Source organism: Sphingobacterium olei, assembly GCF_005048855.1.
Lineage (GTDB): Bacteria > Bacteroidota > Bacteroidia > Sphingobacteriales > Sphingobacteriaceae > Sphingobacterium > Sphingobacterium olei.
On sequence record NZ_SUME01000002.1, the window covers coordinates 711,559 to 735,620 of the forward strand.

General features: G+C 38.6%; 28 protein-coding genes. 14 read left to right on the forward strand and 14 right to left on the reverse strand.

Annotation, left to right across the window (positions count from 1 at the left end; genetic code table 11):
- Positions 1-72 precede the first annotated feature (72 nt).
- Genes FAZ15_RS07190 through FAZ15_RS07210 form a run of 5 tightly spaced genes read right to left on the reverse strand, consistent with a single transcriptional unit; the run spans position 73 to position 3,225 of the window.
- The gene (locus FAZ15_RS07190; RefSeq protein ID WP_136900619.1) at positions 73-906 is read right to left on the reverse strand and encodes a DUF6929 family protein; all 834 of its coding nucleotides are present in this window, start codon (positions 904-906) and stop codon (positions 73-75) included.
- Positions 899-1,597, reverse strand: coding sequence for a pseudouridine synthase (locus tag FAZ15_RS07195; protein ID WP_136900620.1), 699 nt, complete (start codon positions 1,595-1,597; stop codon positions 899-901). Before FAZ15_RS07195 ends, FAZ15_RS07190 begins: the two co-directional genes overlap by 8 nt.
- On the reverse strand, positions 1,597-1,965 hold the full coding sequence (locus FAZ15_RS07200; protein WP_136900621.1) for a DUF4359 domain-containing protein: 369 nt from the start codon (positions 1,963-1,965) through the stop codon (positions 1,597-1,599). The genes FAZ15_RS07195 and FAZ15_RS07200 overlap by 1 nt, the downstream gene beginning before the upstream one ends.
- Before the next feature lie 49 nt (positions 1,966-2,014).
- Entirely contained in the window at positions 2,015-2,503 is a 489-nt protein-coding gene (locus tag FAZ15_RS07205; protein WP_136900622.1) for a DUF4112 domain-containing protein, read from the reverse strand.
- Positions 2,504-2,505: 2 nt separating this feature from the next.
- A complete protein-coding gene (locus FAZ15_RS07210; RefSeq protein ID WP_136900623.1) occupies positions 2,506-3,225 on the reverse strand; it encodes an SIMPL domain-containing protein in 720 nt (239 codons plus the stop codon).
- 158 nt (positions 3,226-3,383) lie between these two features.
- Between FAZ15_RS07210 and FAZ15_RS07215 the strand changes: the two genes are divergently transcribed.
- Positions 3,384-3,575, forward strand: coding sequence for a cold-shock protein (locus FAZ15_RS07215; RefSeq protein WP_136900624.1), 192 nt, complete (start codon positions 3,384-3,386; stop codon positions 3,573-3,575).
- Between the two features lie 77 nt (positions 3,576-3,652).
- Here FAZ15_RS07215 and FAZ15_RS07220 read toward each other — a convergent pair whose 3' ends face one another.
- From FAZ15_RS07220 to FAZ15_RS07230, 3 genes are all read right to left on the reverse strand, one after another.
- Positions 3,653-4,147, reverse strand: coding sequence for a DUF805 domain-containing protein (locus FAZ15_RS07220; RefSeq protein ID WP_136900625.1), 495 nt, complete (start codon positions 4,145-4,147; stop codon positions 3,653-3,655).
- 192 nt (positions 4,148-4,339) lie between these two features.
- Positions 4,340-5,062: a DNA repair protein RecO gene (gene recO / locus FAZ15_RS07225; RefSeq protein WP_136900626.1), complete on the reverse strand. Its 723-nt coding sequence runs from the start codon at positions 5,060-5,062 to the stop codon at positions 4,340-4,342.
- Between the two features lie 7 nt (positions 5,063-5,069).
- Positions 5,070-5,288, reverse strand: a complete 219-nt coding sequence (locus FAZ15_RS07230) for a signal peptidase (protein ID WP_136900627.1) — start codon at positions 5,286-5,288, stop codon at positions 5,070-5,072.
- A gap of 213 nt (positions 5,289-5,501) precedes the next feature.
- Here FAZ15_RS07230 and rpmB point away from each other — a divergent pair, with 213 nt between their 5' ends.
- The 7 genes from rpmB (at position 5,502) to bshC (ending at position 11,241) form a co-directional block, all read left to right on the forward strand.
- Positions 5,502-5,735, forward strand: a complete 234-nt coding sequence (rpmB, locus tag FAZ15_RS07235; RefSeq protein ID WP_136818622.1) for a 50S ribosomal protein L28 — start codon at positions 5,502-5,504, stop codon at positions 5,733-5,735.
- Positions 5,736-5,804: 69 nt separating this feature from the next.
- Positions 5,805-5,987 (forward strand): 50S ribosomal protein L33, encoded by a 183-nt coding sequence (gene rpmG / locus FAZ15_RS07240; protein WP_002998409.1) that lies wholly within the window; start codon positions 5,805-5,807, stop codon positions 5,985-5,987.
- A gap of 46 nt (positions 5,988-6,033) precedes the next feature.
- Entirely contained in the window at positions 6,034-6,195 is a 162-nt protein-coding gene (locus tag FAZ15_RS07245; RefSeq protein ID WP_136900628.1) for a DUF4295 domain-containing protein, read from the forward strand.
- A gap of 168 nt (positions 6,196-6,363) precedes the next feature.
- Complete coding sequence (gene ftsY, locus FAZ15_RS07250; protein ID WP_136900629.1) at positions 6,364-7,326, forward strand: signal recognition particle-docking protein FtsY; 963 nt, start codon at positions 6,364-6,366, stop codon at positions 7,324-7,326.
- Between the two features lie 101 nt (positions 7,327-7,427).
- A complete protein-coding gene (gene rimO, locus FAZ15_RS07255) occupies positions 7,428-8,762 on the forward strand; it encodes a 30S ribosomal protein S12 methylthiotransferase RimO (protein ID WP_136900630.1) in 1,335 nt (444 codons plus the stop codon).
- A gap of 102 nt (positions 8,763-8,864) precedes the next feature.
- Positions 8,865-9,542, forward strand: coding sequence for a hypothetical protein (locus tag FAZ15_RS07260; RefSeq protein ID WP_136900631.1), 678 nt, complete (start codon positions 8,865-8,867; stop codon positions 9,540-9,542).
- 103 nt (positions 9,543-9,645) lie between these two features.
- On the forward strand, positions 9,646-11,241 hold the full coding sequence (bshC, locus tag FAZ15_RS07265; protein WP_136900632.1) for a bacillithiol biosynthesis cysteine-adding enzyme BshC: 1,596 nt from the start codon (positions 9,646-9,648) through the stop codon (positions 11,239-11,241).
- Here the strand turns inward: bshC and ctlX are convergent.
- The 3 genes from ctlX to FAZ15_RS07280 form a co-directional block, all read right to left on the reverse strand.
- Positions 11,238-12,152 (reverse strand): citrulline utilization hydrolase CtlX, encoded by a 915-nt coding sequence (gene ctlX / locus FAZ15_RS07270; RefSeq protein ID WP_136900633.1) that lies wholly within the window; start codon positions 12,150-12,152, stop codon positions 11,238-11,240. The genes bshC and ctlX overlap by 4 nt on opposite strands.
- Position 12,153: 1 nt before the next feature.
- Positions 12,154-13,068 carry a dimethylarginine dimethylaminohydrolase family protein gene (locus FAZ15_RS07275; protein WP_136900634.1) on the reverse strand — a complete coding sequence of 305 codons (915 nt, stop codon included), beginning with the start codon at positions 13,066-13,068 and terminating at the stop codon, positions 12,154-12,156.
- Between the two features lie 179 nt (positions 13,069-13,247).
- Entirely contained in the window at positions 13,248-14,072 is an 825-nt protein-coding gene (locus FAZ15_RS07280) for an N-acetylmuramoyl-L-alanine amidase (protein ID WP_136900635.1), read from the reverse strand.
- 120 nt (positions 14,073-14,192) lie between these two features.
- Between FAZ15_RS07280 and rlmN the strand changes: the two genes are divergently transcribed.
- Together rlmN and FAZ15_RS07290 are read left to right on the forward strand one after the other, a co-directional pair.
- Entirely contained in the window at positions 14,193-15,254 is a 1,062-nt protein-coding gene (gene rlmN, locus FAZ15_RS07285) for a 23S rRNA (adenine(2503)-C(2))-methyltransferase RlmN (RefSeq protein WP_136900636.1), read from the forward strand.
- A gap of 190 nt (positions 15,255-15,444) precedes the next feature.
- Positions 15,445-16,131: a ComF family protein gene (locus FAZ15_RS07290; RefSeq protein ID WP_136900696.1), complete on the forward strand. Its 687-nt coding sequence runs from the start codon at positions 15,445-15,447 to the stop codon at positions 16,129-16,131.
- Between the two features lie 121 nt (positions 16,132-16,252).
- On the opposite strand, the gene FAZ15_RS07295 is transcribed toward FAZ15_RS07290, so the two are convergent.
- Entirely contained in the window at positions 16,253-16,630 is a 378-nt protein-coding gene (locus FAZ15_RS07295) for a VanZ family protein (RefSeq protein ID WP_136900637.1), read from the reverse strand.
- A gap of 201 nt (positions 16,631-16,831) precedes the next feature.
- Here FAZ15_RS07295 and FAZ15_RS07300 point away from each other — a divergent pair, with 201 nt between their 5' ends.
- The 4 genes from FAZ15_RS07300 to FAZ15_RS07315 all read left to right on the forward strand — a co-directional run bounded on the left by FAZ15_RS07300 (position 16,832) and on the right by FAZ15_RS07315 (position 21,941).
- Positions 16,832-17,164, forward strand: coding sequence for a PadR family transcriptional regulator (locus FAZ15_RS07300; RefSeq protein WP_136900638.1), 333 nt, complete (start codon positions 16,832-16,834; stop codon positions 17,162-17,164).
- Positions 17,165-17,199: 35 nt separating this feature from the next.
- Positions 17,200-18,831 (forward strand): PspC domain-containing protein, encoded by a 1,632-nt coding sequence (locus tag FAZ15_RS07305; RefSeq protein ID WP_136900639.1) that lies wholly within the window; start codon positions 17,200-17,202, stop codon positions 18,829-18,831.
- 26 nt (positions 18,832-18,857) lie between these two features.
- Positions 18,858-21,275 (forward strand): TonB-dependent receptor domain-containing protein, encoded by a 2,418-nt coding sequence (locus FAZ15_RS07310; protein WP_136900640.1) that lies wholly within the window; start codon positions 18,858-18,860, stop codon positions 21,273-21,275.
- Between the two features lie 78 nt (positions 21,276-21,353).
- Positions 21,354-21,941: an LOG family protein gene (locus FAZ15_RS07315; RefSeq protein WP_238387182.1), complete on the forward strand. Its 588-nt coding sequence runs from the start codon at positions 21,354-21,356 to the stop codon at positions 21,939-21,941.
- Between the two features lie 27 nt (positions 21,942-21,968).
- Here the strand turns inward: FAZ15_RS07315 and FAZ15_RS07320 are convergent, their stop codons facing one another.
- Positions 21,969-22,964 (reverse strand): LacI family DNA-binding transcriptional regulator, encoded by a 996-nt coding sequence (locus tag FAZ15_RS07320; protein WP_136900641.1) that lies wholly within the window; start codon positions 22,962-22,964, stop codon positions 21,969-21,971.
- Positions 22,965-23,029: 65 nt separating this feature from the next.
- On the reverse strand, positions 23,030-24,046 hold the full coding sequence (gene pelA / locus FAZ15_RS07325) for a pectate lyase (RefSeq protein ID WP_136900642.1): 1,017 nt from the start codon (positions 24,044-24,046) through the stop codon (positions 23,030-23,032).
- Between the last annotated feature and the right edge of the window lie 16 nt (positions 24,047-24,062).

The window sequence follows — 24,062 nt, forward strand, 5'->3', positions numbered from 1 at the left end:
TTGTTACAAAAATAGTTATTTAAACAACAATAAAGACGATCATTTTATGATATTAGTAATTTGCGCAATCGATTACTTTTGTACAGTGAGTTTATAGATCGTCGTTTCAAGACTTTCATCATCCGGATCTTCACACAACAAAAAAAACAATTTATTCTCATCTTCTGCCATTAAGGTGATCCCTTCGAATTTATGGGTAGTGGATATCATTGTTATGTCCTGAACCTGTTTGGTTTCAAGGTCTATTTTGCCAAATAGACTTCCTCCTTTTTCTCCATCTTCATAAGTGGATTGAGTATCTTCTATCGCTGCCAAAAAGTAAACACTGTTACCGATAAGTATAGCATCTGTGAAGCTGGCTATTCCCTTTTCAAAACGAGGGAGAACAACTGGAAAAAATTGCACGGGATCTTTAAATTTTAAATCTATCAGGATAATTCCATTTTTTCCAGCAGGGCCATTTCCTCGGTTGAAAAGATAATAATGATTTTGGTGGATAAAGGATCCTTCAATATTTAGATCCTCATCGGCAATAGATAACGATTCTTTTACGGCTTTAAACTTATCTGTCCATATGTGGTGCATTACGGCATCAGTTTCGCCGAGATTTAGCTTGAAAAGATGGTTTCTGTTTTTTGTAGAGGCAGATCCGAATAAGTAGAATGTATCCTTGAATTTAAAAATAGATTCGAGATCTAATTTGCTTGCTTTGCTCAGCAGTTCGTTATTGCTGTTTTCTCCGTAAAGCAAGCGCTTTTCGAGGCGATTTTCTGCAATAAGATAGGTGTAGAGGTAATTGCTGTTGTCGGCGATCAGAAAAATACTGTTATTTTCATAGTGCAAGCCCGAAGCCGCACTTACCCCTGAAATGGTCAAAAATATTTCGATTAAGAAATTGTTAAGCATGATCGTACGGATTGGGTATAGCTAGTATCTCAAGTACGCGATGAAATTCGGGCTGAAGAGTAGCTTCGATTTGTATTCTTTTTTGCGTATGGGGGTGGATGAAGTCAAGTAATCGGGCATGCAACATCATAGTGTCCATTTCAAATGTTTCTTTCCAAATTTTATTCTGCTTGTTGCATCCGTGTGGTCTATCACCTATTATCGGGTGGAGGATGTGCGCAAAATGTCGTCTTAATTGATGCATTCGTCCGGTTTCGGGAATTGCTTCCACGAGGGAATATCGTGAAGTTAGAAATTTTCCCGAAGGAATATCAATTTCAGCCTGAGCGAGCTTTTTAAAATGTGTTATGGCTTCCTGTACCGTACCGTTGTCTTTGGCCAAAGGATAGTCTATTGTACCCTCTTCGGGACAGAAGCCTCTTACTATTACGATGTATTTTTTTTCTATTGCTTTATTGGCGAATAAAGGCTGAACCAGTTGATCGGTCTCTTTATCCAGCGAAAATAATAGGACACCAGCGGTCTTTCTATCGAGACGATGTGCTGGATAAACTGTTTTACCAATTTGATCCCTAAGGAGCTGTAAGGCAAATAGCGATGTGTCTGCGGCAATGGAAGATCGGTGCACCAATAGACCGTGTGGTTTATTGATCGCAATGAGATTTTCGTCTTCGTAAAGTATCTCTAACATTACAGCCTTTTGAGTATACCGACGATCTCTTCTGATTTTTCGTCAATTTTTGAACTAAACCATATATTTTTAAAAGCACCACCTCCTATCGGGGTTTCTTCGCCCTGCCATTTAAGACTTACGACCGAAAATAAATAGTAATTTTTTATCCGCACGTTATTCGTAACAAACTCGTCGACAATGCGGTTGCCAAATAATGTCATGCCCAGATTTAATGCATCTTGGTGTTCGTAATTGAGTTCCTTTTCCACTAAAGTGGTCGCTTTTTCTTTTACGGCAAGATAAAACTCCTCTTCCTTGGGATTAGTCAGAATCGCGGCGAGCATGACGACGATAATAATTAATGCAAATATTCTTGTTTTAGACATGGTACAAAAATAGTGGATAATTTTTTCAACTAGGCACTAATATTTTAGGTTAGAATAAATTTTCTATAGAACTGAAAAGCCATTCTCCTAAAAGCCACATCATATAGAAGATCACACCACAAAGGAGGAATAATATGAAAAAGATGGAGATCAATAACCCTTTGGCAGACCCTTGATGCTTCTCTTCAAAATAATGTTCCTTTAAAAGCTTAATGTTCTTTTGGTTGGCTTTGTTAAAAAAGTCAAATATATTTCCAATTAACGGGATTGAACCTAATATCGCGTCTAACATTACATTTAGAAGCATCTTGACCGCGACCTTGGATCCTACCCCGTTGCGGTACATCACAATGACTAGCATCAATGAAATCCCAAATGACGCGGTCTGACCACCTAATGGAATGAAATTTAGTATTGGATCCAACCCAAACTTGAATTTTCCAATACTAAACTCGCTATCCATCCATTTGGACATACGTTCTACCCATCGAAAATCTTTGGAGCGCTTGTCTTCAGGAAATGCTATTTCATTAACCATTTTTATTTCAACTCAAATACCACGTCTATATAACAGGTCAGTTTGATTGGGCGGATGTCGATATTAAGACCATTTCCACTTGATTCCATTACAGAGGAGTCTGCCGTTTTTGCATAAGCCATCATGCGAGGTTGTGGAATGAGGTCATTGAAGTTCATGCTGCTGTTGTCGTTGATGACTAAGGCCTTTCCTACTCCTTGCTGGTCCGCTTCTGCTAATATCTCTGCATTGCGACGTGCATCTTTTACCGCTTCCGTTTTTAATTCTTTTTCAATTTCTTTTTTCTGCGAATGATCGTATCCACTAATGGACGTGCTTTCGATTCCAAAAGGATCTACTTTATCTAACATGAGGTCTAGGTTATTGAGGTTAGATATTTTGAGACGATATTGGCGGGCCTGCAATAATTCGTTGCCTTTTTTCTTCGTATTGTAGTTGTAGCTATAAACGTTTTGAATGGTAAAATCCTCTTTTTTCACCCCATTTGCTATAGCAGCATCGTATAGTTGCTTTTCCAATGTTTCAATGGAAACTTTTTTCTTGGTATTTCCATCTATATAAAATTCTTTCAAATTAATGGAAAGATAAATAATATCTGGAGTTACTTCACGTTCGGCGAAACCTTTGGTCGCTACTTTACGACTGTTTTCGACATTTCCGGTTTGCGCTTGAGCCATTGTCATTGCGCCGATCAAAATAAGGATACCTAATAATTTTTTCATGTGTATGTAATCTATGTATGTAAAAGTACTTCAAAAACTCTACCGTTTTTATGTATTGGATAGACACAAAACAATTATCAGCGTTTAAAGTTGTTTTCAAAAAAATTACATCTTTTCAAAAAATTTAATACCTTTAGAAAAAATAATACCTTAATACAATGCAAGAAGGAGTAGTAAAATTCTTTAATGAAACCAAAGGTTTCGGTTTCATCATTCCAAATTCTGGAGAGAGCGAAATTTTCGTTCACGTGTCAGGATTAATCGACAAAATTCGTGAGAACGACAACGTGTCTTACGATGTGGAGCAAGGCCGCAAAGGTCTTAACGCGGTAAATGTAAAAGTTATCTAATAGATTCTATATATATTTATTGTGAAAAGCCCATATTCAAATTTTGAATACGGGCTTTTTTATGTTTGTCCGGTGTTTTAGACAGGTCTATCGCTGTCGAAAGGGTTATTGGGTGTATGCGGATTGGTATAAGGGTTATTAGGATCTTGATAAGCCTCCCGTTGGCCGGCAAAAGGATCTTGATTTTCGTCACCTTTGGGATCTGCTCCGTATTCATTATGTCCGTGATCGCCCTCCAATATAGCGAGGTACAGCACGTAAATTATCCCAATACATGTAAAAACCCAAAGGAAGTTCCAACCAGACCTTCCCGTGTCGTGAAGACGCCGCACACTTACTGCGAGGCCCGGAATCAATACTGCCAAAGAATAGACCGTGCTTAAGATTCCGTTTTGGCTGTACCAAGGAAGACCTTCTCCTCCAAATGTAAGACCAAACAGTTGGTCTATGGTCCTAAGGATAACGCTGCCGATGATAAAGTTTACCAGTGTAAACATCCAGTATTCTTTACGACGGGCACGACCATTAAAATTAGCGTAGTTGTCGCGGACTACTTTCAAGTACCATTCCATAATTGTGATAATTTAAATTTAAAATTGATATTAAATATCGAAAATCATTTCTAGAAAGACAAATATACTTTCGAATAAAGTGCTTTTGCTTAAGCGAGCACAAAAGTCACGTATACTACAATGTGGGTTCTTGAAAATTGTTTGGTTTCATCTCTGTGATTTTTCGAGAGTTATCGACACCAACAGCGCGGTCTAGTGAAATATTTCTTCTAAAATGTAAAGTGAATTAACTTCTCCAAAGTTTTCCGTATGTAGACGGTAAAAATCTATTATCTTTTGTAGAAGGTAGATTCTATCCACATGTTTCATATGAAAGCCATAGGATGCTTCATAACTGGACGTGAGTATATTGTGGAATATCGTCGTATGCGGCTCCTGCAATACATGTTGATGAGGAGGGAGCGAATCAGTAAAGACGCCGTCCATTAAATCAAAGAACGGTTTCTGATCTTGGTTTACGGTAGGTAAGAAACCTAGAAATTTGCTGAGTTTCATCAGAAAACTAAGATGGAAGTTCGCTAAGGGGCTTTCCGTTTCATCTAGCCATAATATAGATTGCTGTATGAAATGAAATAGTTGCGGATCAGGTTGTTGATGTTTCAATACTTTATATAGCACCTCATTAAGAAAAATGGCCAATGAACTTTTTACGATATTTAGCGGTATCTGGTGCAACGCAGGGTACTGTTGCGCCTCTTTAATTCGCTGCAGTGCATTATTATCTTTGTGGTATACCACCATCTCCAGTAAGTGCAGTGGCTGGAGCATATTGATGTGGATTTTGGCTTTGGGTTTTCGGGCACCGTTAATTAAATAGGATTGTAGCCCCAAATCTTCTGTAAAGATTTGGGCTACTACACTGTTTTCCGAATAGTTGGTGACCTTGAGGGCAATTCCCTTCGTCTTCTGAAGCATATTTTCCTTACTGCTTTTCTCTTCTTTTTTCTAAAATAGTATGGCGGTCTATTTTACGGAAAAAACTGTAGATGGCAAGGAGGAATCCCATTCCAAATAGAATCACCCCAAGAGCCATAACGATCTTGTATAGATTGTTCTCGTTTTCCATAAGGATATTGCCGCCATATACAGCAGCAGAACCTGCCAGTAAAAGCAGAATTCCACGTAATAGATATTTATTCATTGTGAATTGTTGAAAACTATTTTGCCTTCTGTAGACAAATATAATATTATAAAAGATATACATTTGCGAGAAGAGCCTATTATTGAATTATTATTTCAAATAATTCTTATTTTACTGTTGCATATCACAAAAAGAATTTAGATATTTGCAAACTCTTTGCAGAGAGTGCAAAGAGACAATTTGTGTAAATAGACAACATTAAATATAAATATCATGTCAAGAATTTGTGATTTAACAGGCAAAACGGCATTAACAGGAAATAACGTATCTCACTCGAACGTTAAGACTAAACGTAAATTCTACCCGAATTTGCAAACTAAGCGTTTTTATATTCCTGAAGAAGACCGTTGGATAACTTTAAAAGTGTCTACATCTGCTATTAAAACGATTAACAAGAACGGAATTACTTCGGTTATTAATAAATTTATCAAAAAAGGATACGTTTAATAGATAATCGCCTGTTAATTAAAAATATTCATGAACATTAGTCCTTCGGGATTTTAATAAAGTAAAACAATGGCTAAAAAAGGAAATAGAGTACAAGTAATTTTAGAATGTACTGAGCACAAAGAAAGTGGTCTTCCAGGGATGTCGCGTTACATCACAACAAAAAACAAAAAGAATACCACAGAGCGTTTAGAGTTGAAAAAATTCAACCCTGTTTTAAGAAAAGTTACTGTTCACAAAGAAATTAAGTAATCACGTTATTGGTGGTCTAGTACCATTGATTTAAAAATATTATACCATGGCAAAGAAAGCAGTTGCATCGTTACAAAAAGGTGGCGGTAAAGAATTTACAAAAGTTATCATTACTACTAAATCTGCGAAAACTGGAGCTTATACTTTCAAAGAAAGTATGGTACACAACGACAACGTAAAAGAAGTTGTTGCTGCAGCATCTAAATAAGCAGAAGATATTCCTTTTTTAAAGTTTTCCTTTAAAAATACGAAAAGCCGTTTTGGTATTGCACCAGAAGGGCTTTTTTAGTATGTTTGATGTTGATAGACTAAGGATTAAGGATAGGCTTAATTCCTGTTTTTTATTTCTTACTTCTTACTTTTTACTTTTTTACGAATGGGATTATTTGATTTTTTTAAGAAAAAACAGGAAACTCCTGAAGCGCAAGACGCCTTAGATCGCGGATTGGAAAAGACCAAAGAGGGGTTTTTGTCCAAGATTACGAAAGCCGTCGTTGGTAAATCGACAGTGGATGATGATGTATTGGATAATCTTGAGGAGGTACTGGTAACGTCGGATGTGGGTGTGACGACTACGTTAAAAATTGTAGATCGTATTCAACAACGTGTTGCTCGGGACAAGTATATAAGTACTGATGAACTGAACGGACTTCTTAAAGAGGAAATACAAGATCTGCTCGCCGAAAATAACAGTGCGGATTTCGAAAATTTTGAATACGGAAATCACAAACCCTATGTTATTATGGTGGTGGGTGTCAATGGTGTCGGCAAAACGACTACTATAGGCAAATTAGCACATCAGCTCAAACTGGCAGGAAACAAGGTGGTATTGGGAGCAGCGGATACGTTTAGAGCGGCAGCTGTAGACCAAATCCAACTTTGGGGTGAGCGGGTAGGTGTGCGTGTAGTCGCTCAGGCCATGGGATCGGATCCGGCTTCGGTCGCGTTTGACACAGTACAATCTGCCGTCGCTAATGGTGATGATGTCGCTATTATTGATACAGCGGGTCGTTTGCATAATAAGGTGGGTTTAATGAATGAGCTTGGTAAAATCAAAACGGTAATGCAGAAGGTTGTACCAGGTGCACCACACGAGATTTTGCTGGTACTGGATGCTTCCACCGGACAGAATGCGATAGAACAATGTACACAATTTACACAAGCCACTGATGTCAATGCTTTGGCACTGACAAAATTAGACGGTACAGCCAAGGGCGGTGTGGTAATTGGAATTTCCGATCAATTCAAAATTCCGGTAAAGTATATTGGGGTGGGTGAGAAAATCGGCGATCTACAATTATTTAACAAGAAAGATTTCGTGGATTCGCTATTTAAGTAATTACACGGATTTATGGATTAAATTGACGGCGGATGCGATCTTGTTGCCGAAGAAGAAGTGATCGTTGAACTTAAATCCGCGTGATCATATATTAAAAAAGAATGAGAACAAAATATGCAAAGGTTGCTCAACCGGTGAGTAAACCTCGTGTGAATGTCGTAACACTAGGATGCTCGAAAAACATACACGATAGCGAGGTGTTGATGGGACAATTGAAGGGCAATCAAATCGAGGTCGTTCACGAGTCGGCGAATATCCAAGCAAATGATATTGTCGTAATTAATACATGTGGATTTATCGACAATGCAAAACAGGAATCGATAGATACCATTCTGCAGTATTCCGAACTTAAAGATCAAGGTAAAATAAATAAAGTGATTGTAACGGGTTGTTTGTCTGAACGATATAAACCCGAACTGCAGTCCGAAATCCCAAATGTAGACGCTTATTTCGGAACCAATGATCTTCCTGACCTGCTATCCAGTATAGGTGCAGATTACCGACATGAATTATTAGGCGAACGTTTATTAACTACGCCATCTCACTTTTCGTATTTCAAAATTGCGGAGGGATGTAATCGCCCGTGCTCGTTTTGTGCGATTCCGCTTATGCGCGGAAAACATGTTTCTAAATCAATCGATGATCTGGTCAAAGAGGCAAAGTTCTTGGCTGCAAATGGAACCAAGGAACTTATTCTGATTGCGCAGGACTTAACGTACTATGGACTGGATATTTACGGTAAGCGTAATCTTTCTGATTTAATGCGGCACCTTTCCGATGTAGATGGAATCGAATGGATCCGACTACAGTATGCTTATCCTTCTGGATTTCCGATGGATATCTTGGACGTCATGAATGAAAGAAGTAATATTTGTAACTACTTAGACATGCCATTACAACACATTAGCGATAGGATGTTGACTTCGATGCGCCGTGGTACGAGTAAGCAAAAGCAAATTGATCTTGTTCATAAAATCCGGGATAAAGTTCCAGATATCGCTTTACGTACAACACTAATTTGTGGATATCCAGGAGAGACGGAGCAAGATTTTCAAGAAATGTTGGAGTGGGTCGAAGAAACGCGTTTCGACCGCCTGGGGTGTTTTACGTATTCGCACGAAGAAAAAACACATGCCCATACTTTAGTGGATGATGTTCCGGAAGAGACGAAGCAAGAACGTGTAGAAGCTATCATGGAGGTACAGCAAGGTATTTCTTACGAGATTAACCAGGAAAAAATAGGGGAAACGTTCAAGGTTTTAATCGATAAAGTGGATGGGGATTATTTTGTGGGTCGTACCGAATATGACTCGCCGGAAGTTGATAATGAAGTACTTATTGACGCGAGGGACAATTATGCCCGTACCGGTGATTTCGTACCGGTAAATATTCATCGGGCTGAAGACTTCGATTTATATGGTTCTATTGTGAAATAGCTAATTTAAAATGTGCTATTAAATTAAATAAAACTGTTGTAAAACGACAAGGAGTTCGCTAAGTTTGTTATAGATTATTTTAACCATTTCATTGCGATCAATATGACAAAAAAATTATCCTTCCTGAGCCTTGTATTAGGTTCGTTATTTATGGCATGCAGTCCAAGTCATGTTGAACCGGAAGTAACCATTGATCCGGTTGAGGATATTGCGTCTATTTCGGTTATTAATGTATCTAAACAAGCTTCCTTGCCCAATCAACTGAATATCGATGGACTGTTTGGAGCGAGCAAGGGAATTACTATTTCGGGGTCGACGGGTCAACCAGCTGCATATGAAGATATTCAAGCAGGTCTGAGGAAGTTTTCTATCGGCGATCACGAAGATACTGTCCGCATTAAAAAACATCACTATTATACGCTAATGGTATTTGATAGGGATAGTGTACAGCTTACGGTTGATGCTCCCTATGATTCAGATAACAATTTCGACATTCTGCAGTTAATACGCTGGAATCTTATCGGTGCCGATCCATCCGAGTATAAAGTCGATATGAAAGGGGATTCGGTAATCCGTAACATTAACTTAAATGCCTTCACCTATGTTCCTTCTGAATCGAAAAAAGTGGAGGTACAATTATATCGCAAGAGTAATTTGAATACGACGGTCGATACACACGAGATTGAAATCGATATGAATAAGAAGTTTACGGTCAATATTTCCTATGATCCCCTTAAGGGAGAATATGAGTTTAATACGATTGTCCAAGCTTCAAAGTAAGCGAGATGTGCTATCCTCAATTGTCAAATAAATGATATAATTTGTTGTGTGAACCTACGTTTTTAGAAAAATATCTAAGTTTGTGCAAGATTTAAAAAGGTAAATGAAAGCAACCTATATCGACTATAAAGACACCAACAGTTTTTCTAAAACATTACTCGCGTATTTGGCAGCAGATGAGGAGTTAGCAAATTTTTATAGCAATTCTCCTAATATCTCGGGTTTTGAGAAACAAATTGAACTGAAGTCTTCTTTTACTTTTGAGAGTCGAACAATTCTAGTCGATCAGATAAAACGACAATATGGTTCCGTGTTGGCAGATTCCCCTCAGGTGGCTGCCAATATTGAGTTATTAACGGATCAAAATACCTTTACCGTTACGACGGGGCATCAATTAAACATTTTCTCGGGGCCATTGTATTTTATCTTCAAAATCGTCACCGCGATACGTCTAGCTTCTGACTTAAAGAAAAATTTTCCGGACAAAGAATTCGTTCCTGTTTACTGGATGGCAACAGAGGATCATGATTTTGAAGAAATCAACAATACACGGGTTTATGGCAAAAAGATAGTTTGGGATGTTCCACGTGTTTCGGGCACCGGAAGGATGGATACGGGCAGTATGGAGCAGGTGGTACGTCAGTACTGTTCGATGTTGGGTCTATCCGAAAATTCTACCAAACTTACAGCGATCGTGGAAGATGCTTATCGCAAAGACCGATCATTAGCAGATGCAACCCGTGTTTTTGCAAATTCACTATTCAAGGAATATGGTCTGGTCATCGTGGATGCCGACAAGCCGGAGCTAAAAAAACTCTTTGCACATATTATCGAAGAGGATATCCTACATGAAAAAAGCTTTCATGCCATTACGGAGACTTCCCGCATGCTGGAAGAAAAAGGCTTCCATGCACAGGTACATGCTCGAGAATGCAATTTTTTTTATTTGACGGACGGTTTCCGGGAACGGATTGTCAAAAATCCTGACGGTAGATTTGAGGTTTTACATCAGGATATATATTTCACCGAAGCCGAAATACGAGCTGAAATCCAGTCTCACCCCGAGCGTTTCAGTCCAAATGTAGTTATGCGGCCATTATACGAAGAAGTGATTCTGCCTAATTTAGCCTATATCGGAGGCGGTGCTGAAATTGTTTATTGGCTTCAATTGAAAGCAAATTTCGACCAGTTTGGAGTACCTTTCCCGATTCTGATACCCCGTAACTCGGCCATGATTACGGACGATAACGTAGCGGGTAAAATCTTTCGATTAGATCTCACGTTTAAGAGCATTTTCAAACCCACGCTCATCCTGCAGAATGATTATGTCAAACGGCATACCGCCCACCGTCTTAATTTAAGGGATGAATGGATGGAAATCAATGCCATATTTGGAAAAATCAAACTCCGTACACACAAAATTGATCCTAGTCTTGGACCGAGTGCCGAAGCTGTAAAGGCTCGTCTCAAAAAGGCCATGAACAACCTGGAAAAAAAACTTCTGAAGGCCGACAAAAGAAACCATGATGAGGCCCTAATCCATATTGAGCGCGTGAAAGAACAGTTATTTCCCGGTGGTGGCCTACAGGAACGTACAGAGAACTTTGCAACGTTGTATATTAAATATGGAGACGATTTGGTCAAAGAGTTGGTGAAACATTTTAATCCCTTAGATTTTAAGTTTACGATCCTGTATTAATAGAATACTTCGGCCATCATACACCTCACACTTCCGCCGCCATATTTTTCTATGTTGTAAATAGGGGCATGAATTATTTTCCCGAACTGTTCCAGCAGATCTATCTGCTTCTCCGTATAACTTTCGAATGCCTGTGTACTCATGCAGATAATCGGCTCGCCATCCTTGGAGTGCACCTCTAGGATGTTACCAGCGAAGTGATTTAGTTGTTCTGTCGAGATCGAAATTATGGTCTTATTGGTTTTTTCAAAGCACTTCTGCAGCGTTTCTCGATGCTTCGTATTGGGAATACTATCCCAACAGATAACACTAAAATTGGTTCCTAAGGCGAGCATGACGTTGGTATGATAGACGGGAAGCATTTTACCATCCACATGATGTAACGCCTCAAAAATCACTGGACGATATCCTATTTCTTCACACCATTGCGCTATCAATTGAGGATGAGCTCTTTCCGATAAAGAACAATATGCGATTTTATGAACTCTATCTAATACGAGCACTCCGGTACTTTCCAAATACATTCCGCTTTCCTCATAGATTGAATAATCTTTGAGTTTTTCGAAATTGAGACCAACCTTGTTCAGTACCCCTAAATAATTGAGATTTCGTTCCTCCCTTCGGTTTGGTGCAAACATGGGATATAGAATAGCCTTTTTCCCCTGATGGAACGAGATTACGTTATTTGGAAAGATACTATCAGGAGTATCCAGCTTCGCGTCATTCTGTACAACAATTGTACGAATTCCATATGTTTCCAATAAGTCGACAAAGTTGTCAAACTCCGCCAATGCTAGCTCCTGCACGTTTATCTGTTTTCCTTTTTGTTGAAAATGGTTGTTCACAGCCGTTTCTTCATTACGTCTGAAAGCGGTCGGTCTCACCAATAAGATGGTATCAGTGGTCTGCATATCAATCTCGTGTTAAAGGTAATGTAGAGCAACGGAGTAATCCCTCTTGCTTACCGATTTCGTGATATGGGATTTCCTCAACGATGAATGCGTGCTGTCGGAGCCAAGAGTTAAGGCGTGTAAATCTCTTTTCGGAAACAATAATCTCCGGACCAATAGAAAACACATTTGAATACATTTGATACATTTCATCTGCATTGATCTGGAATAAATTTTCGAGCCCAAATAGGTCTACGATCTTATTGTATTCGGTTTCTTCCCGAAATCCCTCTTTGAAGATGATGGCTTGATGTATACCAACCGGTTGAAAACAACAGTCCAAATGTAATGCATTTGCTCTGGCGTTGGTCATGGATTTGATCAAATCAAATTCGAGTATAGTTTTGTTAGGGAATAAGTTTCTTATAAAATCTACACCTTGTATATTCGTTCGTGCCGTATTGTATTGGGTGTAATCTTCCCCTCTGTAGGTGCCGACGAAAATGTAATCGTTCCATAAGATAACATCTCCTCCTTCAATATGCACTTCTTCCGGTGGAATGATGAATTTTTCCGGATCGATCTGGCGGATAATATATTGAATTGCATTCCATTCCTCCGCGCGATCGGGAAGAATGTTGGCTTTGATAAAATAGTCGTCGATTACAAAACCGATATCACGCGTAAAGATTTGGTTCAGGTCGGGAATTAACTCTGGACGATATACCTGGATTCCGTATCGTTGCAGTACCTCGGCAAAAGTCTCCATCTCATATATCATATCGCTTTCAGTGGGATATGTTCCTGCAAGTATGTGTTCCAATGATTTTGGATCATATGCCTCTTCCATTTTAGGAACCGGTCCGCTGTTTTTTGCTATTCCTAGTATTACGGCCCTCAATCTACCTGTCTCGTTTTTTACATTTAGTTTTAGCATAACAATAGTATAAAAGGTCTTTCTGCTAAGTTAGGAAACATAATTCGAACCAAATAAGACTTCGAAATTATTACGAATCTTCGTGAAATTGCCGACAAATAGTATTAAAAAGCTAAAAATTTATGGAAGTTTTAGAAATTGTTTTAACCAATTTTTGACTTTACAACTTTACATTTTTTTTACAAGAATTTTTTGAAAATGGAATACAATATCTTCAGATCTTCCTCGTTTAGGTTGGCTGTTGTCGTATCTTTCTGAATATAGTGTATTTTAAAGGCCTTAATTGCAGCATCCAGATTTTTGACATCGTAACCAATAATGCGTAGCGCCAATCGGGGATCGAAACCGAGCGGAGGGTTTTCCAAATAGTCTTCGTACCAAAAGCCAAACCCTTCTTCGGCTAACGTTTTCCATGGGAAGCGTGATGGGTCATTTTTACGCGTAGGGGCATAGTCCATATGGCCTATAAAATTAGCTTGAGGAATTTTGTAGGCATCTTTTAAATATGCCAACAATTGAACCAAAGCGTCTACCTGTATCTCTGGCCAAGGATCGGTGGTTCCGTTGTTGTCTAATTCTATACCGATTGACGAGGAATTCAAATCGGTATCGTTACCCCATTTTCCCAATCCGGCATGGTGCCCGCGGTAATAATCGTTAACCATTTGTACAATTTTGCCATCCCTTCCAATGACATAATGCGAACTTACACCCGCCCTTTCACTGTGGAAAGTTTTTACCGTTTGTTCCAAGGAATTTTGAGCAGTGTGGTGTATCATGACGTAATTGGGTTTGCGTACACCAAAATTAATAGATGCTATCCATTCTTTATCTGCGGCATTAATTTTTTCCAGTTGTCCTGTTACTGGACTTTCTTTATACACTTCAGCAAATTGCTTTGCTTTCTTTTTATAAACTTTCTCGGTAGTTGCATATTTTCCTCCTCCACATGAAGAAAAGATAAGTAATGCCGTGATGGCAGATAGAATGGAATGTGCTTTCATAGAACAAATATATTGAGTGTCAGGGATATTCTTGTTTATTAATATAATATTTTTGTAAATCTATAGTGCGATACAGGGAGATAATAGGACTGCTAATAAAATTTGCTGTATCTTTGTCACGTGGCAGAGAAAACTAAGTTAGTGGATATCAGAAGTCTTTCATTGGATCAATTGAAAGAAAAACTTACCGAAATGGGTGAGCAGGCATTTCGTGCAAAGCAAATTTATGAGTGGATTTGGCAAAAATCAGCAACTGATTTTGATCAAATGAGTAACTTGAGTAAGTCGCTTCGCGAAACGTTGAAAGCTGGCTTTACGATCAATTTTGTTGCTGTTAAAGCATCGCAGATTAGCGCCGACCGTACCATAAAAAGTAGTTTTTCCCTTTACGATGGCAACATCATCGAGGGCGTGTTGATCCCTACACCGGAGCGCATGACGGCATGTGTGAGTTCACAAGTGGGCTGCAGCCTTACCTGCAAATTCTGTGCTACGGGGTATATGGATCGCAAGCGTAATCTCAATGCCGATGAAATTTATGATCAGGTTGTTTTGATCAGTAAACAAGCCGAAGAAAAATACGGACTCCCGCTTACAAATATTGTATACATGGGAATGGGAGAGCCGCTATTGAATTATTCAAACATGATGAAGTCCGTCGAACGTATCACAGCAGCAGACGGTCTGAATATGGCTGCTAAACGTATAACGGTTTCTACTGCCGGTATTGCCAAGATGATCAAAAAACTGGGTGATGATGAAGTAAGATTTAATCTAGCGCTTTCTTTACATGCTGCAAATGATGAAAAGCGCAATGAAATCATGCCTATCAACGAGCAAAACACGCTTCAATCACTTGCGGAAGCCCTTAAATATTACTACGCTAAAACTAAAAACCCGGTTACTTTCGAATATATCGTATTTCACAATTTTAACGACGAGCTGCAAGATGCTAAAGAATTAGCTCGTTTTTGTAAACATGTACCTTGCAAAGTCAATATTATAGAATACAATCCTATCGCACTTGCTGATTTTGTCAATGCTGAAGCAGATAAAATCGAGCAGTTTGCAACTTATTTGCGTAGTCAGGGTATTATTACCAATGTGCGTCGTAGCCGGGGTAAGGATATCGATGCCGCATGTGGGCAGTTGGCGATAAAGGAAAAGGAAGCGACAACGTAATTATTTACAGTTTCTATCTATCTAAAATCCTAATGTTTAGCGTCATTGCAAGGCGCACAGCCGCCTATTCATGTAAACGAGACCTCCTCGCCTGCCTACCGTAGGCAGTGACATGTTTTTTTAGCGTATGCATCACCGGTATGACCTAATTTATTATTATCTTTAATCCTACTAATCGGTTAAAGATGTGATGATTCGTCAATATTTTCAGGATTTTGTACGCTTGCTTTTCCCAAGCATTTGTGTAGGATGTGAGACTTCCCTTTTCTCGCATGAAGAGTTGGTTTGTACAGCATGTTTATATCATCTTCCTTTTACTGATTTTCATTCGGATGCAGACAATGCGACAGTCCGTCAGTTGTGGGGCAAACTAGACTTTCAATTTGCCATATCCATGTTATATCTATCTAAGTCTTCCAGGGTAGAAAAGATCGTGTATAATTTGAAATACGGAAATCAGCCGGAAATAGGCTATTATTTAGGAAAAATGTATGCACGGAAATTGTTGGAAGGTTGCGATATGGGTCAGATCGATCTAATTCTACCCGTTCCGTTGCATCGCTCTAAATTGCGAAAAAGAGGGTATAATCAGTCCAGTTATTTTGCTAAAGGTCTAGCTGAAGGATTAGAAAAGGAATGGTCAGATACATTGCTCTTGCGGTTAAAGGCTACCATAAGCCAAACCAAAAAGAGCCGATCGGACCGATACGATAATGTGGAGAATATCTTTTACATCAAAGACCAGGAAATGGTAAAAAATAAACATATTTTGATCGTAGATGATGTCTTGACTACAGGAGCTACGATTTCATCGTTAGGAAATGTATTGATAGATGCGGGCGCACAAGTAAGTGTGGCGACTATAGCCCGAGCCTAGAACTATCTCCTTTTTCCAGTCGGGGAAGGGCAGTCACAGCCTTTTTTAAAAATGCCACAAGATTGTAAGCCTGTTGTCGTCAAGAAGGCTACAGTTATCCAAATAATATATTTTTTTCGCATTAGAATTCTCTTTTTTGATAATACAAAATATACGCAAAAGTTCCCATTCCTATACCCACCACATCTGCAAATATATCCCACCAGTCGGAGGTTCGCGTTGGTGCAAAGTACAATTGCGCACCTTCGGTTATGAAAGCAAATATAACAGTACTGATCAATACTTTAATAACAGTTATCCATTTAGAGGCTCTCCGTTTGGATTTAATAATAGATCCCCAGTATAACAGAACCGTTAAGACGAAGAATGTACCACAGTGCGCCAATTTGTCGAAACCTTCGAAAAGAGGTATTCCCACTTCATTGGAAGGCATTATCATAAGCACGAACATAATAAGTGCCCAAAATATAGCCCAAAAGTAATTTACAAGATATCTCATGGTGCCCTAAATGTCGTATTAATCTTTCAATTACGGAAAGTATTCTGCATAAAATCCGAAAAACTAGACCATATTTATATTACATTATTCTCTTGAGTAAAAATTATTTGACTGATTATCAGTTTGTTAGTATTGTTTGTTTAAAAAATATAGTACTATGTATTGCAAAGTACTAGTTAAAGGATATATCTTTGTATTATTATGATAGCAGAAAATACACAAACCCAAATGCGAAAGGGGATACTAGAATACTGTATTCTTTCCATTATTTCTAAGGGTGAAATATACGCTTCGGATATTATTGGCGAGCTTAAAAAGGCGGAGCTTTTAGTAGTGGAAGGAACACTTTATCCATTATTGACTCGCCTTAAGAATAATGGCCTGTTGAGTTACAGTTGGAAGGAGTCTACATCCGGTCCTCCCCGAAAGTACTATCAGATCACCATTGAGGGAACCGAAGTATTAGAAAAGCTTGATATCACCTGGAAAGAATTGGTTTACGCTGTAGAGACATCACTATTCGGACGAAAATAACAAACATAAACAACCCAACTATATCAATAAAAATCATGAATAAGACTATCATCATAAATATCAACAGTATTGTTTTTCATATCGAAGAAGATGCTTATGAGACATTACGGGGCTATATGATCGATATCAAACGACATTTTAGCCAATCTGCAGATAGTGGAGAAATATTGCTTGACATCGAAAATCGAATTGCTGAAATGTTCAGTGAGCGTATTCAGTCCGGAAGAAAAGAGGTAATCAATAAAGACGATGTTTCCGAAGTTATTGCGCAGATGGGGCGAGTGAGTGATTTTGAAGAAGCATCTGAAGAAGAAGAAATCGGACAACAATCTTTTCATCAACAACAGACTTCAAGTGGAGAAGAACATAAGCCTTTCCAAACGGGAAAGAAATTAATGCGTGATCCAGAAGATACCACAATCGGTGGTGTTTGTAGCGGTCTAGGGCATTATTTTGGGGTTCAGCCAAAGTGGATGCGCGCGTTCTTTATTCTATTCGTTTTGATCGGCGGATCTGGGGTACTACTTTATATCGTATTGTGGGCAGTGATGCCGGTAGCTTCTACCCGTGCAGATAGAATGGCAATGCGGGGAGAAGCACCCAATTTGCAAAATTTCAAAAAGAATTTTGAAGAAGAGATGGAGGGTATCCGTGAAAACTTTTCGGGCGCAAATGCTCAGTTTAGCAGAGGGCTACGCAGCATCGGAACAGGTTTCGGAGAGATTTTTAAATTCATTGGAAAGGCACTTGCAGCCTGTATGCTTGTTTTCACGGGAGCTACTATTTTTGGTTTATTTTTCTTCTTTGTCGCCTGTACTTTAGCTATCATGGGTTATCAGGAAGAAATTTATTTTCCACCATTGGAAGTGCTAGAGGCCGGACAGGCTTTTTTTGCCTTGCTAGCAGGTACCTTTGCCATAGCACTACCTTTTATAGCGTTGTTTTATATTTTCCTACGGATCTTATTTAAGATCAGACCCATGAATAATTACCTTTCAATGGGAATGTGGGCGACTTGGATCGTTTCAATTATCGTGGTGATATTCTATTGTGTAATAGGTGCTCAAGATTTTAGGGAAGATAGTATCATCAAAGTTGATAGGCCACTTAAGGTACAGCCTGTTTATTCGTTTTCGGAAAAAGATGTACGGGTGATCGAAGCCTCTTCATCTGCAGATGGTAAAACAAGGTATAATATTCAGGTAGATGGAGAAAGTTTGCATAACCTGTTGCGTTCAGATATTGAAATTCGTTTTGAGTCATTGGATTCTTTAGAAAAACCCTTTATTCAATATCATTATAAAGCGAAGGGGAAATCGTATCAATTGGCTGCCGAACGTGCCTCAAAAATAAATTATCAAGCCGAACAGGTAGATAGCAAAGTAATCTTTAACAGTCATTTTGCGTTAGGAGCCGATGATTTGTACAGGGGGCAGAGTGTGAACGTGGTTGCGTATCTACCTGTGGGGACTAAAGTAGGTATTGATAGATCTTTGGAAGGTAAAATTAGAGAAATTGCTTATCACAATTGCTACGATAACTACCCCGAAGAATTAAAAATAAAACAAACAGAATGGATAATGACAAAATCTGGTTTGATCTGTGCTATACCTGAAAAAGTAGAAGTAGAAAAAAAAGAAGAAGAAGATGCAACGACATCTGAATAATTTGCGTCTAAGAGATAATATTATATATGAAACAAACTTTACTGTTATTGCTATTAAACATGCTCACTACTGCTCACTTTGCTTGGGCTTCCAGACAGGAAACCGATGTAAAAGGTAAGGTAGTGAATGAACAAAAAGAACCAATTGTCGGCGCTTCCATTTATCTTTTGTCTTCTAGTACACAGGCTATTATCAAAACAAGTGTAACCGATGAATCGGGATACTATGAAATAAAAAATGCGCCTCAGGGTTCATTTATAATAGAAGTTTCGGCAGTTGGATTGTCCAGATTCAAAAGTGAATCGTTCACCGTTGTTGATAGGGGAATAGAAATGGACGTCATTACGATGTTACCATTATCTACCGAAATAGAGGCTGTAGAAGTGAAAGGCGAACTACCACTTATTCAAAGCTCAAATGGCAAACTCATACTCAATGTCGAAAATTCATCTATTTCAGCAGGGAATAACGCTTTGGAAGTTTTAAAAAGAGCACCAGGTGTAAGTGTCGACAAGGATGATAATGTGTTGTTGATGGGACAACAGGGTGTTAATGTTACTATCGATGGCCGTCAAACTTATATGACAGGAGATCAATTAGCCACATTTTTGAAGAGTACAGATGGAGCCCAGATAAAAAGTATTGAAGTTTCTACGACGCGTTCTGCTAAAGATGATGCAGAGGGTGCGGCAGGGGTCATTAATATTGTGATGAAGAAAAATAGAGTGGAAGGTTTTAACGGATCTTTTGTAGCTAGTGGTGGTATGGGTAGGCGCTTTCGAGGAAATTCTTCTATTAATCTGAACTATAAGAAGAACAATACAACATTGTTTGGTAACTATTCTTATACAGATAATACAAGAGAAAGTGATTTGGACTTGGAACGAGTAATTCCGAATAACAATGAAAATACGGTTTTTGATCAGATGGCCGAATTATTCGAGAGAGATCGAACGCATGCGTATAAAATTGGTATAGAGCAGAAAACATCCGAGCGGAATATTTTAACCCTTCAATTTAATGGAAATAATAACGTTGAAGATCAGGATAATAATAGCATAACGAATATGGGCCCTGTGTTAAATGTGATCGACTCCATCATGCATACAAATTCTTGGAGTCTGGAACGTTTTAACCGATACTCCTTTAACGCCAATAACGAGTTTAAAATTGATACTACAGGTAAGAAATTGACGGCAGACCTAGACTATAGCAAGTTCGGTACAGAGACCGGCATTGATTATATATATAGAACAATGTTTCCGAATCTATCTAATATCTATGAGCCTGAATTGGAGAAAAGTAATTCATCCGTCAAGATAGATATATTAGCAGCTAAGTTGGATTATACACAACCTTTTGCGAAGGGAAATTTGGAAACAGGACTGAAGTATAGCAATGTCAGATCGGACAATGATATACTTTTTGAACAATTTCAAGAGGGAGCATGGGAAAACAATATAGACAGAACAAACAATTTTTTGTATATCGAACAAATTGCCGCCGGATATTTGGATTATGGTCAAGATTATGGTAAATGGAGTATTAAAGCGGGGCTTAGAGGTGAATATACCGTTTCTGATGGAAAATCTATTACCGAAAATTCTCAGGTAAAAAGAGACTATTTTGACTTATTTCCGTCGGCTGCGGTAAGTTTTAATGCGCATGAAAACCATGTGTTATCTTTAAGTTATGCCCGCAAGATTTCACGTCCAAACTATAGGCATTTAAATCCATTTGAGTATTATATAGATAAGAGAACTTTTATGCGAGGGAATCCGTATCTACAGCCGCAGTATACAAATAACTTGACCTTAAATTATACCCTATACAAAATGTTTAATATTTCATTAGGACATGACTACACCACTGATGCGATGGTTGAAAGTATGGGACAAGATACGGTTGAAAAGAAGACCTGGGTGATTAGGGAAAATTTGGGAAGAACCAATACAACATACGTAAATATCAGTGCACCTTTCCGGATTGGTAAATTTTGGACAATGTATAATAACTTAACAGGAATTCATATGTATTTTGAAGGTCCGGTTGCTGGTTCATACGTAAGCGAAGGCTCGGTTTTCTTTCAAGGTACGTCCATGAATACCTTTAAGATTTCAAAAGCATTCTCAGCCGAAATGTCGGTTAATTATACGTCGCCTTTCCTATACAATGTGTACCGTATTGAAACCAAGTGGAACATGGATTTGGGCGTTAATTATAATTTTAAAGACGAGAGAAGCTCGCTCAAATTTGCGGCGACAGATATATTTAAAACCAACAGAAACAACCTTTCGACCAATTTTGCGGAGTTCAACTCTAAAATACGGCAATATCATGATACACAGTCAGTACGACTGACGTATAGCTATAAATTTGGAAATTTAAAGCAATCTATCCGTAAAAAAGACAGCGATAGCGAAGAAAAAAATAGGGCATTATAATGAGATTATTTTGTTTCAATGTTTAGTTTAATCAAACCGTAGGCGCTATGCTTGCGGTTTTTTCGTTATAATTGTAGTATGAAGATGAATAGCATATCTATTTTTTGTGCATCAAGTCCTGGTTTTGATGAATCCTGGATGGAGGCAGCACGTCATGTGGGTGAATATTTAGCGTCAAAAAAAATTACATTAGTTTATGGAGGCGGACGGGTTGGGCTTATGGGCGCCGTAGCTGATGGAGCATTAGCAAAGCATGGAAAGGTGATCGGCGTAATTCCTAAGTTTTTAAACAGTAAAGAAATTGCACATAGCGGCGTTACGGATCTAATATGTGTCGACACTATGCATGAACGTAAAACGATTATGGATGATATGTCTGAAGGTATCATTGCGCTCCCGGGCGGATTCGGAACATTGGAAGAGCTATTTGAGATGATAACCTGGGCACAGCTTGGTCTACATCAAAAACCCGTTGGGATATTAAACACGAACGGCATTTACGATCATCTCATTGCCTTTATTAATCATCTTGTACAGGTAGGATTCTTAAAAAAGGAGAATCAAGAGATGCTGTTAGTGGATAAAACCATAGAAGGACTTATCCTAAAAATGGAATCGTACGAAGCTCCCAACGTACCCAAATGGCTGAATCAAGATCGAACATAAAAGAAGACGATATCTGCGACGTCATCTCTAACTATGCTGCACCGGCAACACAATTTGTTCGAATTCCGTGATTGGATATTTTGTTTCGATCATTTTGATAAGCAGCTCTGCAGCAGTTTTACCCATTTCAAAGGCATTTTGACGAATTACCATTATTTTTGGTGAATATAACTGAATAAAATCAGAGTTTGTAAATCCAGCAATCGGGAAATCATGTGCCACGTTTTTCTCTTTAGTCGCCAATAAAAATCCTGCTGTGAGACGATCTCCCGAAATAAAAATGCTATCAAAACCCTCTTGCATAAAGTGATCCAATGCATGATTTATTTCGTCCATGTGCATACCTCCGTACGGACAATATTGAATCAATTGTTCATCAAAAGAAATGTTATGTTTATCCAAAGCTGCTTTGTAACCATTTAGACGAGATTGAGTAATAGAAAGGCTTTTAGAATTTGTGAGATGTGCAATTCGCTTTTTTCCTGATAAAATGAACTCTTCAGTAGCCTTGTAAGCCCCTTGGAAGTTATCGGAAACGATCGTGAACGTATTGAAATTTTTGGGAATGCGATCAAAAAATACAATCGGCAAACCTCTGCTATAAAGCTCCTTGATGTAGTCAATATTTTTTGTTTCGGAAGACAGCGATATAAGAAGACCATCTACTGACCGGGACGCTAAGTGTTCTATGTTCATTTTTTCCTTCTCACTCGATTCGTGAGACTGTGAGATAATGACGTGATAGTTTTTCTGATGAGCGACAGATTCGATTCCGTTTACAATTTGTGAAAAGAAATTATTAGCGATTTCGCTGACGACGATACCAATACTTTGCGATTTCCGTTCCTTTAAGCTTCTTGCTATAGGATTTATTTTAAATTTTATTTTTGCGGCATAATCCAACACTTTCTTCTTGGTCTCTTCACTGATTTCGTGACTATCCCGCAATGCACGTGAAACAGTAGAAGTCGAAAGGCCCAAATCTTGCGCAACATCCTTAAGTGTATAATTTCTGTACTTCACAAAGGTAAACTTAGAGAAAATTACGTTGATATGCAATACAATTAGTTTAGCATACCTAAGTAACGTTATTCATTTACCTTCTTAAGCCATTTTTCATATTCTCGTGTAATTATCTTTTCTGGCCAGTTTCCATACCAAGAGTAGCCATTTTGTCGTTCCTCACTTATTTCATTCAGCGAGTACTTTATCGTATTGTCGCGATCTCCAAAGATGGGTTGATTCGTCTTGATGTCATAAAACCTTGCCCATATGGTAGACGTCGGTGAAGATACCAAATCCCGTATAAATTTTCCATTTTTTTCCGTTTTGATGTAATCATAACCCACCTCTTTATGGGCCGAAAACCATTCTACAGCGTGGTTAACTGCATTTTGTATTTCCGGAGTTGGATGGTCAAGACGCATCAAAAAGCGAAGAACGCCCACGGATTCCGCTGTTGCTAGGGCTACCGGTTCAAATAATCTGGCTTGGGCAGGTTCCATTGTTTTCTGATCATACTGCGCGGCCCAAATAGTTATTTTATCCCCCTGTTTAACCTGGGTTTGTAATACACATTTAATTCCTCGTGCTAGGGCTTTTTCTATCCTTCCGTTAAATTTATCCGTTAAAACAGCGTATGGCTTTTGTTTTGTTGATATGGAAAGTAAAATTTCCAATACATTAATCATCGCGCCGTCATTGTAAGTGATCTGGCCACGGTATGAGCTACTGTCCGGATAATATTGAGGCCATCCTCCTTTGTCATTTTGAGCACTCAGAATATACGCAACACCTTTTGTCGCCGCTTGAAGATACTTGTCATTATTGGTTTTGGAATAAGCAAGGAGAAGGTGGTTTATCTCACGTGTGGTCGCATTGTTATCAATAGTCGCAGACTTTTCGGTCGATTGATCGATGATTTTTTGCAAAGCGGGCGTCAGAACTTTCGAATAGTTAACAACCGATTTATCGGCCAGATGCTTTGGCCAACCGCCATTTTTAAGTTGGTAGCTGGTCATCCGATCTGCAACAGAATCCGACAGCACCTGTGCATTTAAAATGCCAACTAGTGCGAAAAGAGAGATTGTTAAAAATATCTTCATAACTGTGGTTATTGAA

Excerpts from the sequence above, each read along its gene's own strand:
- FAZ15_RS07190 (WP_136900619.1), bottom strand. The coding sequence starts at position 906 with ATGCTTAACAATTTCTTAATCGAAATATTTTTGACCATTTCAGGGGTA.
- FAZ15_RS07195 (WP_136900620.1), bottom strand. The coding sequence starts at position 1,597 with ATGTTAGAGATACTTTACGAAGACGAAAATCTCATTGCGATCAATAAA.
- FAZ15_RS07200 (WP_136900621.1), bottom strand. The coding sequence starts at position 1,965 with ATGTCTAAAACAAGAATATTTGCATTAATTATTATCGTCGTCATGCTC.
- FAZ15_RS07205 (WP_136900622.1), bottom strand. The coding sequence starts at position 2,503 with ATGGTTAATGAAATAGCATTTCCTGAAGACAAGCGCTCCAAAGATTTT.
- FAZ15_RS07210 (WP_136900623.1), bottom strand. The coding sequence starts at position 3,225 with ATGAAAAAATTATTAGGTATCCTTATTTTGATCGGCGCAATGACAATG.
- FAZ15_RS07215 (WP_136900624.1), top strand. The coding sequence starts at position 3,384 with ATGCAAGAAGGAGTAGTAAAATTCTTTAATGAAACCAAAGGTTTCGGT.
- FAZ15_RS07220 (WP_136900625.1), bottom strand. The coding sequence starts at position 4,147 with ATGGAATGGTACTTGAAAGTAGTCCGCGACAACTACGCTAATTTTAAT.
- recO (WP_136900626.1), bottom strand. The coding sequence starts at position 5,062 with ATGCTTCAGAAGACGAAGGGAATTGCCCTCAAGGTCACCAACTATTCG.
- FAZ15_RS07230 (WP_136900627.1), bottom strand. The coding sequence starts at position 5,288 with ATGAATAAATATCTATTACGTGGAATTCTGCTTTTACTGGCAGGTTCT.
- rpmB (WP_136818622.1), top strand. The coding sequence starts at position 5,502 with ATGTCAAGAATTTGTGATTTAACAGGCAAAACGGCATTAACAGGAAAT.
- rpmG (WP_002998409.1), top strand. The coding sequence starts at position 5,805 with ATGGCTAAAAAAGGAAATAGAGTACAAGTAATTTTAGAATGTACTGAG.
- FAZ15_RS07245 (WP_136900628.1), top strand. The coding sequence starts at position 6,034 with ATGGCAAAGAAAGCAGTTGCATCGTTACAAAAAGGTGGCGGTAAAGAA.
- ftsY (WP_136900629.1), top strand. The coding sequence starts at position 6,364 with ATGGGATTATTTGATTTTTTTAAGAAAAAACAGGAAACTCCTGAAGCG.
- rimO (WP_136900630.1), top strand. The coding sequence starts at position 7,428 with ATGAGAACAAAATATGCAAAGGTTGCTCAACCGGTGAGTAAACCTCGT.
- FAZ15_RS07260 (WP_136900631.1), top strand. The coding sequence starts at position 8,865 with ATGACAAAAAAATTATCCTTCCTGAGCCTTGTATTAGGTTCGTTATTT.
- bshC (WP_136900632.1), top strand. The coding sequence starts at position 9,646 with ATGAAAGCAACCTATATCGACTATAAAGACACCAACAGTTTTTCTAAA.
- ctlX (WP_136900633.1), bottom strand. The coding sequence starts at position 12,152 with ATGCAGACCACTGATACCATCTTATTGGTGAGACCGACCGCTTTCAGA.
- FAZ15_RS07275 (WP_136900634.1), bottom strand. The coding sequence starts at position 13,068 with ATGCTAAAACTAAATGTAAAAAACGAGACAGGTAGATTGAGGGCCGTA.
- FAZ15_RS07280 (WP_136900635.1), bottom strand. The coding sequence starts at position 14,072 with ATGAAAGCACATTCCATTCTATCTGCCATCACGGCATTACTTATCTTT.
- FAZ15_RS07290 (WP_136900696.1), top strand. The coding sequence starts at position 15,445 with ATGATTCGTCAATATTTTCAGGATTTTGTACGCTTGCTTTTCCCAAGC.
- FAZ15_RS07295 (WP_136900637.1), bottom strand. The coding sequence starts at position 16,630 with ATGAGATATCTTGTAAATTACTTTTGGGCTATATTTTGGGCACTTATT.
- FAZ15_RS07300 (WP_136900638.1), top strand. The coding sequence starts at position 16,832 with ATGATAGCAGAAAATACACAAACCCAAATGCGAAAGGGGATACTAGAA.
- FAZ15_RS07305 (WP_136900639.1), top strand. The coding sequence starts at position 17,200 with ATGAATAAGACTATCATCATAAATATCAACAGTATTGTTTTTCATATC.
- FAZ15_RS07310 (WP_136900640.1), top strand. The coding sequence starts at position 18,858 with ATGAAACAAACTTTACTGTTATTGCTATTAAACATGCTCACTACTGCT.
- FAZ15_RS07315 (WP_238387182.1), top strand. The coding sequence starts at position 21,354 with ATGAAGATGAATAGCATATCTATTTTTTGTGCATCAAGTCCTGGTTTT.
- pelA (WP_136900642.1), bottom strand. The coding sequence starts at position 24,046 with ATGAAGATATTTTTAACAATCTCTCTTTTCGCACTAGTTGGCATTTTA.